10 protein-coding genes are annotated in these 12,726 nt (G+C 46.4%); 7 read left to right on the top strand and 3 right to left on the bottom strand.

Going from position 1 to position 12,726, the window contains the following annotated elements:
* The first annotated feature begins 76 nt into the window (after positions 1-76).
* Positions 77-1,045 carry a phosphotransferase gene (locus ABXS70_RS04740; protein ID WP_366294225.1) on the top strand — a complete coding sequence of 323 codons (969 nt, stop codon included), beginning with the start codon at positions 77-79 and terminating at the stop codon, positions 1,043-1,045.
* Positions 1,046-1,161: 116 nt separating this feature from the next.
* On the opposite strand, the gene ABXS70_RS04735 is transcribed toward ABXS70_RS04740, so the two are convergent.
* Positions 1,162-1,683, bottom strand: a complete 522-nt coding sequence (locus tag ABXS70_RS04735) for a DJ-1/PfpI family protein (RefSeq protein ID WP_366294222.1) — start codon at positions 1,681-1,683, stop codon at positions 1,162-1,164.
* A gap of 598 nt (positions 1,684-2,281) precedes the next feature.
* Here ABXS70_RS04735 and ABXS70_RS04730 point away from each other — a divergent pair.
* A complete protein-coding gene (locus ABXS70_RS04730; protein WP_342552233.1) occupies positions 2,282-4,216 on the top strand; it encodes a carbohydrate-binding protein in 1,935 nt (644 codons plus the stop codon).
* 32 nt (positions 4,217-4,248) lie between these two features.
* Complete coding sequence (locus tag ABXS70_RS04725) at positions 4,249-5,814, top strand: glycoside hydrolase 43 family protein (protein ID WP_342552234.1); 1,566 nt, start codon at positions 4,249-4,251, stop codon at positions 5,812-5,814.
* 94 nt (positions 5,815-5,908) lie between these two features.
* On the opposite strand, the gene ABXS70_RS04720 is transcribed toward ABXS70_RS04725, so the two are convergent.
* Positions 5,909-6,463 carry an NAD(P)H-dependent oxidoreductase gene (locus ABXS70_RS04720; RefSeq protein ID WP_342552235.1) on the bottom strand — a complete coding sequence of 185 codons (555 nt, stop codon included), beginning with the start codon at positions 6,461-6,463 and terminating at the stop codon, positions 5,909-5,911.
* A 203-nt stretch (positions 6,464-6,666) separates the two neighbouring features.
* Between ABXS70_RS04720 and ABXS70_RS04715 the strand changes: the two genes are divergently transcribed.
* Positions 6,667-7,032, top strand: a complete 366-nt coding sequence (locus ABXS70_RS04715; RefSeq protein ID WP_342552236.1) for a helix-turn-helix domain-containing protein — start codon at positions 6,667-6,669, stop codon at positions 7,030-7,032.
* Positions 7,033-7,253: 221 nt separating this feature from the next.
* Entirely contained in the window at positions 7,254-7,973 is a 720-nt protein-coding gene (locus ABXS70_RS04710) for an SDR family oxidoreductase (RefSeq protein WP_366294217.1), read from the top strand.
* 120 nt (positions 7,974-8,093) lie between these two features.
* Here the strand turns inward: ABXS70_RS04710 and ABXS70_RS04705 are convergent, their stop codons facing one another.
* Positions 8,094-9,122: a hypothetical protein gene (locus ABXS70_RS04705; protein ID WP_342552238.1), complete on the bottom strand. Its 1,029-nt coding sequence runs from the start codon at positions 9,120-9,122 to the stop codon at positions 8,094-8,096.
* A gap of 223 nt (positions 9,123-9,345) precedes the next feature.
* Here ABXS70_RS04705 and ABXS70_RS04700 point away from each other — a divergent pair, with 223 nt between their 5' ends.
* Together ABXS70_RS04700 and ABXS70_RS04695 are read left to right on the top strand one after the other, a co-directional pair.
* Positions 9,346-11,418, top strand: coding sequence for a methyl-accepting chemotaxis protein (locus ABXS70_RS04700; RefSeq protein ID WP_366294214.1), 2,073 nt, complete (start codon positions 9,346-9,348; stop codon positions 11,416-11,418).
* 93 nt (positions 11,419-11,511) lie between these two features.
* Positions 11,512-12,723: an aminotransferase class I/II-fold pyridoxal phosphate-dependent enzyme gene (locus tag ABXS70_RS04695; protein WP_342552240.1), complete on the top strand. Its 1,212-nt coding sequence runs from the start codon at positions 11,512-11,514 to the stop codon at positions 12,721-12,723.
* The last annotated feature ends 3 nt before the right edge of the window (positions 12,724-12,726 follow it).

The raw sequence follows: 12,726 nt of genomic DNA, 5'->3' as shown, positions 1-12,726 counted from the left end.
CTATATTTTTAGGCGGGATTCCTCTATATTTATGATGCTGGCCGGCGAATCCAATGGAAAAAGGGAGCGTCAAGCAATGAAAGTGAATCGTCATCTTACGAATATCGAATTACAGGAATATGTACAGCATGTTTTTGGCAGCAGTTATCATCTGACCGAACAAACAAAATCGCAAGGCGGTGCGCAAAAAGCCATCTACAAAGTTAGATGCACAAACGGTTTTGCTTGTATGCTGTACGTTTGGGATATTTCTTCCAACTATTTTCAAGAGGAACTGCTGCACGGGCCCACCTTTCGGTCCTCATACGGAAGTTCACTTTTCTCTATGAATACGAATTACCTTCAAGCACATGGAATTCGTACACCTGCCTTATATGATCTCAACAATGAAGGGAAACAGCATCATTTCGACTTTGCCCTGGTTGAATACATTGACGGGCAGACAGCTGAAGACTACTTTCAACATACAGATTCGATATCCAAGGATCGGTTATTTCAACGGATCGGAGAGATGATATCTGTCATGCACAGCATGGAACGAAACGTTTACGGAAAAGTCGACAATATCGATGTGAAGGAAACTGCGTGCTCCAGATTGAAACAGAACGATGCTGTAAAATCCCTTTTGTATGCCTCCAGGCACCTACAGCATGTAAAAGAAAATTACAATCAGCTATTGGAGAAATTATACGAATTGGAGGCACAAATTCAACCCCGAAGCCGTTATCATTTCATTCATGATGAGCTTGGACCCAATCATATTTTAGTAGATCATCAACTGCAGCCGTGTCTTATTGATATAGAAGGTGCAGGATTCTTCGACCTTGAACACGAACACAGCTTTCTCGCGCTGCGCTTCGGCGAATATTATCGTTATTTTGAGCAAAAGGAGCTTGATCCCGCCCGATTGTCATTTTATCGATTTTGTCATCATCTATCCTTGATGGCCGGAGGTTTAAAGCTGCTCCATCGTCAATTTCCAGATCAGCAGTTCGCCAGAAACCTCGCTGCCTATCATGCCAAACATGCAGTAGAGATGCTTTAAGATAAGATTCTGTAACTGGATGGCATAAAAATAAACAATCAGAAAGCCCGGCTTAAATCGCCGGGCTTTCTCACGTAAATTGAGCTGGATCGCTCGTTATTATCTTTCTATTCCTTTTAAGCATTCTCAAAGTATTTAAAAAACCGGACGGTCTCTTCATAATCTGCTGCATCAGCATAAATGCCTGTCATCTGTCCCAGCGCTATGGCAAAATCGACGTATCCGTTCGCTTTCGCTGTAATGATGTTGTCATGTACTTTATACGTTTCGGACCGGCTTGCATCATTACTTGTGTATTGTTTTCCTTCCAAAATTCCTGCCTCATGCAGCAGGTCTACTCCGGAACATATCGCGCCGACATATTTGCGATCCGCTTCCAGCTTCTGCAGCAGTGTAATCAGCTGTGTATTATGCTGCAGTTCGCTGATATCCCCTCCTGGTATGATCATCACTTCAATGTCCCGGTGATCTATTTCATCTATGGACTGATGGGGGGTGACGATCAAACCCTCATAAGACTTCACCGCATCAGATGTCATGCCAAGCGTGATGATCTCTCCTTTCGTTTTCATGAGGTACATGGCCAGCATAACCTCAAAACTTACATACCCATCGTAAATTACCACATATGTATTCATTCATCTCACCTGCTTGTATGTATTCTAAACTGCCAGCTTTATTGAAAAATTGGATCTGTATAAGCATATCACATAAAAAGGGTACGACAGACATTGGATTACAGAAAGATTCCCTTACAAATTTTGATAAAAAATGATTGTATTCTTATCCAGTTGTGGTATGATATCGTCAAATAAATAAACATTTAAAAGAAAATATGAAAAATAATTACATTAAATCTCTTTCTATCTTTCCTCTCTGAATCTTCAAACCCAGTTTATTGTAAGCGATTACACAAAACAACCGGACATATTACAGTACTATTTTCTCATTCGCCCTAATTACGCATCCTGTGCCCTCTCTTCACATCGCTTCCCCTTGTTCCGGGTTATAGCCAGCAGTCTGCCTCAGTGGTCCGACACACGGTGTGCATGTCGTCTGGCTTGAGCCATATAAAAATATGCTTGGATAACATTCTCAGCTGCTCATCAGAAAGGAGGTGTAATGAAGAACTTTCTTCTCCTTATCCAACTCGTCAGACTCTCATCCCCCCTGTTCTAGAGTTCATTGTGCGCATTTAAGATGACGATTACACATTAATCCAATGGAGGCGAACGTATGATTCGTAAACCACTAGCACTGCTGATGTCGTTAATCCTTGTTTTTGCCATGCTGCCCGCAGAGTCGAGCCATGCAGCTAATAATGCTGTTGCCAAAACGCCTGTGAATGCCAACCCACTTGTCGATCATAAATTGGGAGCAGACCCTTATGTGCTCGTCCACAACAATCGTGTCTATGTCTATATGACAGGAGATACATTCCTCTACAACAACGACGGCTCTGTCCGGGAAAATAACTACGGCACCATCGGGAGAATCAGTGTGATCTCCTCAGCTGACATGGTGAACTGGACTGACCATGGCTACATTCCGGTAGCCGGTGCGAATAATGCCAACAACGGACAAGGCATTGCCAGATGGGCAAGCCAATCCTGGGCGCCAGCCATGGCGAAGAAAACGATCGCAGGCAAAGATAAATTTTTCCTGTATTTCGCCAACTCAGGTGCAGGAATCGGTGTTCTGACAGCAGATTCCCCGATCGGCCCTTGGTCTGATCCAATCGGACGTGCGCTTGTCACTCACGGAACACCTGGCATGTCAGGAGTAACCTGGCTTTTTGATCCAGCTGTACTTGTCGATGACGATGGCTCTGCTTATCTGTATGCAGGCGGCGGTATTCCGAACGAGAACAATGCAGCATCCATTGCGAATCCAAGAACAGCACGTGTTATTCGTCTCGGTGCCGATATGACCAGTGTGGTTGGCAGCGCCACAACGATTGATGCACCGTATATGTTTGAAGATTCAGGCATTCATAAGTACAACGGCAAGTATTATTATTCGTACTGCATCAACTTTGCCGGCAACCATCCGGCAGCTTACCCAAAGGGTGAAATCGGATATATGGTAAGTGACAGCCCGATGGGACCTTTCACATACAAAGGACATTTCCTCAAAAATCCGGGTACATTCTTCGGTGTAGGTGGCAACAACCACCATGCCGTGTTCCAGTTCAATAACCAATGGTATGTCGCGTATCATGCGCAGACGGTGAGTAAAGCTTTCCTCGGTGATGGCAAAGGATACCGTTCTACCCATATCAACAGGCTGACGCACAACGCGGACGGATCGATTCAGGAAGTACAGGGTAACATGACCGGTGTGCCTCAAACAGCTAACCTAAATCCGTATAACAGAGTGGAAGCCGAGACGATTGCTTGGCAGGCTGGCATCAATACACAACCGACTCAAGCAAGCGGTGGACCAACAGCCAACCAAAATGTGACGAATATCAATAATGGGGACTGGATCGCTGTAAGTAATGTGGATTTTGGTTCAACAGGTGCATCCAAATTCAAAGCAAACGTGGCCTCTACCGGAAATGGTAACATTGAACTCCGGCTTGGCAGCCCGACAGGCACACTGATCGGCACGCTTAACGTCACTTCAACGGGTGGCGTACAGAACTGGCGTGAACTCGAAACCAATATTACCAATACGACAGGACGGCATCATCTGTATTTGGTGTTTACAGGTTCAGGTAACGGAAACCTGTTCAATCTGGATTACTGGCAGTTCACCTCCGGTTCTGGAGGTAACCCCAATCCAAATCCGAACCCCAATCCCGATGTTACTCGGGTTGAAGCAGAGAGCATGACCCTTGCCGGTCAATATGCCGGGCTGATTAGTTCTCCTTTTAACGGCGTGGCGCTCTATGCGAACAATGATTCTGCGTCTTACAATCAATACTTTGCTTTCCCAACCCATCAGTTCTCTCTAAGAGGCGCTTCCAACAATAACAGTACAGCCCGTGTCGATCTGGTGATCGGCGGTGTAACGGCAGGTTCATTTTATTTTACCGGAACACAACCAACGGTGCAGACGCTCTCAAACATCACACATGCTACGGGGAATCAGGAAGTAAAGCTCGTTGTAACCACAGATAACGGAACCTGGGATGCTTACATTGATTATCTGGAATACTCTCTATAATTTGAGATCATGACATTCAGGGAGGCATCGTTATGTGGAAAAAAATCGGAGCGCTTCTGCTCACCATTCCCTTGCTGCTGACAACATTGCCTCTAACTCATCAGCCCGTCTCTGCGGCGACTTTTAACAATCCGGTGCTTTATGCAGACGTACCGGACAGTGACGTCATTCGTGTAGGCAATGCCTTTTATATGACCAGTACCACCATGCATATGAACCCGGGCGTGCCTGTCATGAAGTCAACCGATCTGGTGAACTGGAGCATTGTAAACTATGTGTATGACACACTTGGTAACAGTGATGTACAGAATTTAAACAACGGCCAGAATGAATATGGACGCGGCTCTTGGGCCAGCAGTCTTCGCTACAATAACGGTATCTATTATGTCGCTTTCGGTTCGTTATCCACCGGAAAGACGTACATTTATCAGACCAGCAATATCGAGAACGGACCGTGGACGCCATACACTTTGAACAGCTATTATCATGACCCTTCCCTTCTCTTCGACGGGAACCGTACATTTCTTGTACATGGCAGTGATAACATCAGCATTGTGGAGCTGACACCTGATGCCAAAGCCGTGAAATCCGGCGGTTTGAACCAGGTATTAATTCATAATGCGAGCAGTATTGCCGGCTCTAACATGATTGTAAAGGCGGAAGGTGCGCACATTCAGAAGATCAATGGCCTGTATTACATCTTCCTGATCGCCTGGCCTTCCGGGGATGGACGCATCCAGCTAGCCTATCGTGCGAATACGTTAACCGGGCCCTATACCGGTAAAGTCGTGTTAAGAGATTCGGGCATCGCACAGGGCGGGATTGTGGATACCGCCTCAGGCTCATGGTACGGTATGCTGTTCCGTGATCGAGGTGCCGTTGGACGCATCCCCTATCTTGTACCCGTAACCTGGTCGGATAACTGGCCCGTATTCGGGGTCAACGGCAAAGTTCCATTGACGATGAACATGCCGGTTGAAGGACAGGCACCCGCCAAAATTTTCGGTTCTGATGAGTTTAATGCAGCATCAGGCTCAGCAGCTCTCTCTAAATTTTGGCAGTGGAATCATAATCCTGATCCTTCAAAATGGTCCTTGAGCCAGCGTCCCGGTTTCATGCGGTTGACCACAGGCAAGCTCAGCAAAAACATACTGGAAGCACGCAATACTTTGACACAGCGTACGTTTGGGCCAAAAAGTACAGGCATGACTGCCTTGGAAACGGCAGGGATGAAGGATGGCGATTATTCGGGTCTGGCTGCTTTTCAGGCGAAATACGGCTTTGTTGGCGTCAAGGTGACGGGCAGTACGAAGTCTATCGTAATGACCCATGCCAGTTCAGGAACGATGACTGAAGTCGCCAGTGTGCCCTTGAATCAGAACAGAATCTATTTGCGAGTGATCTGTGATTTCACCAATCAGACGGATAAAGCTTACTTCGCCTATAGTCTGAATGGAACCAATTGGACAACAATTGGCAGCACACTGCAGATGTCGTATACCCTGCCGCACTTTATGGGCTATCGTTTTGCACTGTTCAATTATGCGACCAAATCTGCGGGAGGATATGCTGATTTTGACTTTTTCCGTGTTGAGTAACATGGATTAGGGTGCTGGTGATCTTTTGCAGCAGTGCCGCAATCGTAAGTCATACTCTGGCCTGGAACTCCGCTTTGTCGGAGCCAGGCCCTTTTCATTCCATTTTGCGGATAAGATCTGATTTAGACGTTTGGATGTATTGGATATAATTCATAGAACTTTGATCAATCTCTTGATCACTTGCCTGAAATGAGGCACCATAGACAGCATAGTGCGGCAGTGCAGTAACGCCGACATGATTCATGCTCGCCTTGAATGGTGCCATCAGCTCCTCAACACTGTACCCGATGGGTGCTCCCTTCGCATAATTCTCCTGCTTATCCCCGATCGTTATCGCCAGCCCCATCCGCTTACCATGCAATCGCTTGCCCTTTGAACCATAAGCCCAACCATGCGTGAACACATCGTCCAGCCACTTTTTGAGCAGCGGCGGATAACTGTACCAATACAGCGGAAACTGTAAAATAATATGATCATAGGCCTCCAGCAGCTTCTGCTCACGAACCACATCAATATTCCAGTCAGGATAGGCCTCATATAATTCGTGAATGTGTACATCCTCTGCATGCCGATGCAGCTCCTCTTTCCAGCGACGATTCACTCTTGAATTTGTTATATCGGGATGCGCCAGAATAACCAGTGTTTTCATCTCATACATTCCTTTCTCATCACATGCTGATTTCTTTTCTTGAATATGAATATGGATCATTATCCGCCACGTCAGACCAAAAGAAAATACACACAATGAAGTAAGATGCTTACCTCAAGGTGTGTATGGACTTCTGCTTTACGGTTATGAGAAAATAAATAGTTATCGCTGTGAACACGTAAATATAAAACGAGGTGATATATATGAAGCAGTATCGTTTGGGCATTGAAGCTGCACTCGAAATCATTGGCGGCAAGTGGAAAGCGATCATCATCTGTTTATTAATGTCGGGTGTCAAAAGAACAGGAGAATTGGAGCGCGGCATACCCGGCATTTCACAAAAAGTACTGATTCAGCAATTGCGCGAATTGGAACGCGACGGCCTTGTCAGAAGACATATTTATCAGCAAATGCCTCCTAAAGTGGAGTACAGCCTTACCGAATATGGCGTCACAGCGAATACGATTGTGGATGTGATGTGTGCTTGGGGAAGAGATAATATTACGCTTAGGCAGCAGCGCGGGGAAGAGGTTGTTTTATTATCAGACTCAGACCAAAATCACGATTAAACATTACAGGCTGCACATCGCTCTTCTTTATGAACAACGATATCCGATGAATGAAGCTTCCCTCATTCAACCTTCACATTCCATATCCGGCCTTTATAGTAAAATATACTTATTCTAATTAATAAAGACGTTGATTGGATTGTTTCTATGACTTCATGAGTGAAGTTTTAGAAGATGTTTAAATTCATCTGGTCCATGTCGTTAAGGAGGTTTTTTTACAAATGACGAATTATATTGTATTCGGTGCCAGCAAAGGATTGGGCGATGCCTTTGTCCGAGGTGTGCCGCAGGCAGGAGATAAGGTCTGGGTTGTATCGCGCAGCAAGCCGGGGAGCTTGAAACTGGAGGATGGTGTACAGCGAGTCTGGATTCAGGCGGATCTCTCGGAACTCCAGGCTTCCAGACAGATTGCGGAGCAGCTGCGCAGCGAAACGCTGGATGTACTTATTTATAACGTTGGAATCTGGGAAAAAGAAGGCTTTGAAGATCACTACACCTTTGATCAGGATGAGCCATCGGATATTCAACAGCTGATCCATGTGAACGTGACTTCAACCATTGTATGTATTCAGGCTTTACTGCCTCAGCTTCGTAAGTCAGCAGCAGGAAAGATCATTCTCATCGGCTCTACAGCCGGGTTAAGCAATGCGGGCAGCACCCAAGTTTCTTTTGTCGCCTCCAAGTTTGCGATACGTGGAATTACAGAAGCTTTAAGAGAGCACACCCGGCAGGATCGCATTGCAGTAACCTGCATCAACCCGGGAGAACTGGCAGGAGAAATTCCGTACGAAGATGGAATGGAACGTGCATTGTCGGAGTATGAAGGAACACGCATTCCGCTTCAGGATATGGTATCCATCGTCCGGTGCGTCGTCAGCTTGTCCACAGCAGCCTGTGTCAAAGAAATTAATGTACCTGCGCTTACGGACCTTAATACGTAGGAAAAGGATCACACATCTGCTTAACACGAATTCAATCGGATCATTTTCAGTTGACCTCGTCTATGCTGCAGTACTCGTCTCCTCAATGGGACGTATGCTGTCTCGTTTGATAAGCGTCTGTTACATTAAGTATTGGGATATATGCTCGATCTCCATGGACTGCACTCGTTTTTGTTCAGGAATATGCTCGTATATGATGTGTTCCTTCCCTTGCTGGCTGAGTTGTTCACGCATTGCATGAATGCGTCCTTTATTAAAATCAATAAAACGAAAATCCACCTGACGCAGCTGCTCAAGTTCTGCCAACCGGGCGAAGGACGCTGCTTTAAGAGCCGTGTTGATCTCTTTCAGTTCCAGAACTTCCAGTGAGCTGGCCGTCCATAAATCATCGGTATTTTGAAGAGATTTCATGTAAACCAGTTCAAGCTGCCTGAGCCGGGGCATTTGCGAAAAATCACAACATTGTTCCAGCTTGGACAAGGAAAGATGCAGAAATTCAAGTCGGTGCATCTGCTCCAGTCCTTTGATACTCATCAGTTTCCGTACCGAGCTGAGTTTTAACATACGAATTGTCGACTGTGTCAGTACATCCAGCTCACTCTCTAACTCACAATGATCCAGAGACAGATACTGGAGCCTCGGCAGTTCTGATAATACGTCAAGACCATCCACCGGACAGTTCAGGATGATGGTCTCCAGATGCTGGCATTGTGCTGCCGAGTTCATGCTTTTAAATTTGCCATGCAGTTCAAGATACGTTAACTGCTGATAGTGTTTGATGAAACTCAAGTCGGCTGCTCTCGCGGGTGAATTTAACCTTAGAAAGAGCAGCTGCTCCATCGCACCCAGAATCGTCAAATCCTGCACCTGCGAACAATCCAGCTGTAAGGCAGACACATGTTTTAACTGTGCTAAACGCCCGAGAAAACTGGAGGGAAGCTTCGATTTCGGATCCGCGTTGGATATGTGGAGAATCAGATCCGGCCTGACCGAGAAAACGTCTGCATCCAGTTTGGACAAATCCTCATAAGTATCCACACCAACGCGAAAATGCACCACTGCCCTGCGGCGCAGATGCTGGACCGCCTGATGCATTTTTTCCTCATTCCAAGGCATTCCCTGTATAGAAGCATGCCAAAACGCAGTCATTTTCCATTCCCCCTATCCTGTTTGGTTCAGATCAAGTCCATAGAATTCCATATCATTCCATTATAAACAACTCGTCTTGAAGGAACTATCCGCCTGAAGTATGAAGTCTGACATTTAAATTAATTTTTTTTCATTCGACAAAAATATACATAAATCTATATTGTATGCCGACATATAACTCAGAAGTTGAGAACTTCTTATCAATCATCTGGGGAGATGGAACATGCTAAATACATTCAAAAAGCGGGGGAACACAGGGACACGGACATCCAGTATGGCCAACACCTTGTCCATTGTACTGCTCGCCATCATTGTTGTCGTGTTCGCCGTGTTAGGAACGTTTATGTTCACAAGTACAAGAAATATTTTGGTTAAACAACAAGAGTCCATGCTGCAGACCAAAACACAAGCCATTGTCAGTGAGTTTGACGCACTGTTCAAAGAAAAAGGCGCATTGGTCAAACAAATGTCCACGAACAAATTGTTCAGGCAGTACATAGAAACAACGAAATCCGCGGCAGAAGCAGCCACTTCTGCTTATGCGATTGAAACAAGGGATACCCTTGCTGCTATTGTGAAGGAAGAGCCTTCGTTCCACGATGCTTGGATCGCTGGCCTGGAGGGCAAAGGCTTCTGGATGCAAAATGACGGCGTCGTGTCTGCCCCGGATTTTGATATCCAGGCACGTCCATATTACCAAGCCCTGAAGGATGGCGATGGACTTTACTATTCTGATCCGTACATCGATATTGCTGCAGGCCAAGTGCTCATGGGTATTTTTTATCCGATCAAAGACGAGAACGATAACATGATTGGCTTTGCCGCAGCGGACATTGCCTTTGAAGATATTCCGAATATTATGAAAAGTTATTCTCTGGGAAACACAGGGTATTCCATTTTGCTATCCAAGAGCGGGGAAATTCTGTACCATCCGGACGAGCGTAAAGTGCTGAAGGAAAATATTCTGAACAGTACCGGAGACATGGGCGAAGTCGGCAAAAAAATGACGGCCGGTGAATCTGGTATACAGCTGATAAATGATAATGGGGAACGCCGATACATCGGGTATGCAACCAGCAAGGACACTGGCTGGTCCGTAGGTCTGACGATTTCGGAGAAAGAAGTGCTGGCAGAACTCAGTACGTTCACGTGGTATACACTTGGCGGATTCACGGCTGCTGCCCTGCTGCTTGTCGTGATCTGTTACGTTACCCTTCGCCGCCTGCTGCGCACCATACCGCAGCTGCTGCGTAAAATTAAACAGATTGAGCAGGGTGACTTGACCGTTAAACTGGATATCCAATCGAATAATGAGATCGGACAGATTGCCGCGGGTCTGAATTCGATGGTGCAGAAGATCCAAAGCATGATGCAAATCGTAGGAAATTCGGCTCAAGTGCTGAATCAATCCTCCCATGATCTGCAGTCCATCTCTTCAAGAACCGCTGTGACTATGAATGATACATCGACAGCGATCAATGAGATCGCGAATGCAACCAATTATCAGTCCATTGAAACGGAAAATATTTTGCGCAAAACAGGCTCGTTATCCAGTCAAGTGGATGAAATGGCTGCAGATGCACAGGAGATGGGTGCTATGGTACAGATCTCTGCGGATCAAAGCAGCCAAGGACTGACTGTAGTCGAGCAATTGTCGAAATGGTCCGAGGAGAACCACACTTCTACTCAAGCTGTGTCTTCTATAATTCAAGAGATTGATCAGAGCCGGAATGAAATATCCAGTTTTGTGGACACGGTGAAACAAATTGCCTCCCAAACGAATCTGCTCGCACTTAATGCTTCCATCGAGGCTGCTCGTGCCGGGGAACATGGCAGAGGATTTGCCGTCGTTGCAGAAGAAGTTCGCAAGCTGGCTGAGCAGACCGCCCTGGCTACAGAAGAAATCAATAAAAAGGTCAATGTCATTGAAGAGAAAACATCATTATCCGTAGAACACACTATGCGTGGTATGAAGATTGCCGAAGAGAACACGAGGGCAGTAGACAGTACCAAACAGGTATTCTACAGCATCAACCAGGATTTGAAAGAGCTGCAGCTTCGCATGCTGCAGATTACAAACGGCACTGCAGCCGTACATCAACACAAAGATGAAATATTCCAGGCACTGGAAGTGATCTCCTCGACGACGGAGGAGAACTCTGCATCAACGGAAGAAGTCAGCGCGAGTACGCAGGAACAACTGGAAAGTATTCAGCAGGTGGCCGATCTATCGAATCAGTTGAATCAGCTGTCTGCCAAGCTGCAGGAAGAACTGGGTCACTTCAAGGTGGAGTAAGCTGCGCCCTCCCCTGCTCTTCTCTTTTGTTCGCTATCCATTTATTATTGAATTATAGGCGTACGAAGAGCATTGGAGGCTGATGGACATATCATGAAATTTGCAAAACGAATGGATCACTTTAGTGAAGGTATCTTCACCAAGCTTCTGGAGATCAAGCGCCGCCGTCTGGAGAGTGGGCAGCCCGTTATCGACCTAAGCGTCGGGACACCAAACATTCCGCCGGCTCCGCATATTATGAAGGTACTCTGTGAAGCCTCTGCTGATCCAGCCAATTACATCTATGCTGTGAACGATCAGAGCGAACTGCTGCAGGCAGCAGGTGACTGGTACAGACAGCGGTACCAAGTAGAGTTGGACCCCAAAACAGAAATCTGCTCTTTGCTCGGATCGCAGGAAGGACTTGCGCATATCTCCCTCTCGATTGTCGATGAAGGTGATCTCGTTCTGGTCCCCGATCCCTGTTATCCAGTATTTGCTGATGGGCCGCTTCTGGCCGGAGCAGAGCTGTATTACATGCCGCAAAAAGAGGAACACAACTATGTTATTCAGCTGTGTGACATCCCGGAATCTGTGGCAGAACGAGCCAAATTCATGCTTGTATCGTATCCGAACAATCCGACAACAGCGATGGCTCCGGACTCATTTTACGAAGAACTGATCGCTTTTGCCAACAAATACGATATTATCGTGCTGCATGATAACGCATATAGCGAGCTTGTCTTTGATCATAAAACATGCGGCAGTTTCCTGGCCTATCCCGGTGCAATCGATGTGGGGATCGAATTCAACTCTCTATCCAAAACGTACGGACTGGCTGGAGCACGAATCGGTTTTTGTGTGGGGAACCGGGAGGTGGTCTCTATGCTGAAAAAGCTGAAATCCAACATGGATTACGGCATGTTTATCCCGATTCAACAGGCAGCCATTGCCGCGATTACGGGTGATCAAAGCGATGTGGGGCGGGTAAGGGCAATCTATGAAGAACGGCGGGATATGTTATGTGAGGGCTTCGCCAAACTGGGCTGGCACATCAGTAAACCCGAAGCCACGATGTTCATCTGGACACGGATTCCCGCACATTACGACACATCCGAACAGTTTGCTGCCGATCTCGTTACCAGAACGGGTGTCATTGTCACACCAGGCAGCGCTTTTGGACCTTCAGGTGAAGGCTATGTGAGACTTGCTCTGGTACAGGACCTGGAGCAGCTGCGCCAAGCCCTTCAATATGTAGAAGCCAGCGGCATACTCACACCTGCAAAACAATCTGACAAACAATCTGCGGTTGAGCAGCAGCTGTGACAA

Origin of the sequence: Paenibacillus sp. AN1007, from assembly GCF_040702995.1 — a bacterium.
Taxonomy (GTDB): Bacteria; Bacillota; Bacilli; order Paenibacillales; family Paenibacillaceae; genus Paenibacillus.
The sequence above is the reverse complement of the archived record's forward strand: the minus strand, read 5'-3'. Positions and strand labels throughout refer to the sequence as shown.

Bases quoted from the DNA above. Each gene is read 5' to 3' on its own strand.
- ABXS70_RS04735 (WP_366294222.1), bottom strand. From the start codon at position 1,683: ATGAATACATATGTGGTAATTTACGATGGGTATGTAAGTTTTGAGGTT.
- ABXS70_RS04705 (WP_342552238.1), bottom strand. From the start codon at position 9,122: ATGACTGCGTTTTGGCATGCTTCTATACAGGGAATGCCTTGGAATGAG.
- ABXS70_RS04710 (WP_366294217.1), top strand. From the start codon at position 7,254: ATGACGAATTATATTGTATTCGGTGCCAGCAAAGGATTGGGCGATGCC.
- ABXS70_RS04700 (WP_366294214.1), top strand. From the start codon at position 9,346: ATGCTAAATACATTCAAAAAGCGGGGGAACACAGGGACACGGACATCC.
- ABXS70_RS04740 (WP_366294225.1), top strand. From the start codon at position 77: ATGAAAGTGAATCGTCATCTTACGAATATCGAATTACAGGAATATGTA.
- ABXS70_RS04695 (WP_342552240.1), top strand. From the start codon at position 11,512: ATGAAATTTGCAAAACGAATGGATCACTTTAGTGAAGGTATCTTCACC.
- ABXS70_RS04730 (WP_342552233.1), top strand. From the start codon at position 2,282: ATGATTCGTAAACCACTAGCACTGCTGATGTCGTTAATCCTTGTTTTT.
- ABXS70_RS04715 (WP_342552236.1), top strand. From the start codon at position 6,667: ATGAAGCAGTATCGTTTGGGCATTGAAGCTGCACTCGAAATCATTGGC.
- ABXS70_RS04720 (WP_342552235.1), bottom strand. From the start codon at position 6,463: ATGAAAACACTGGTTATTCTGGCGCATCCCGATATAACAAATTCAAGA.
- ABXS70_RS04725 (WP_342552234.1), top strand. From the start codon at position 4,249: ATGTGGAAAAAAATCGGAGCGCTTCTGCTCACCATTCCCTTGCTGCTG.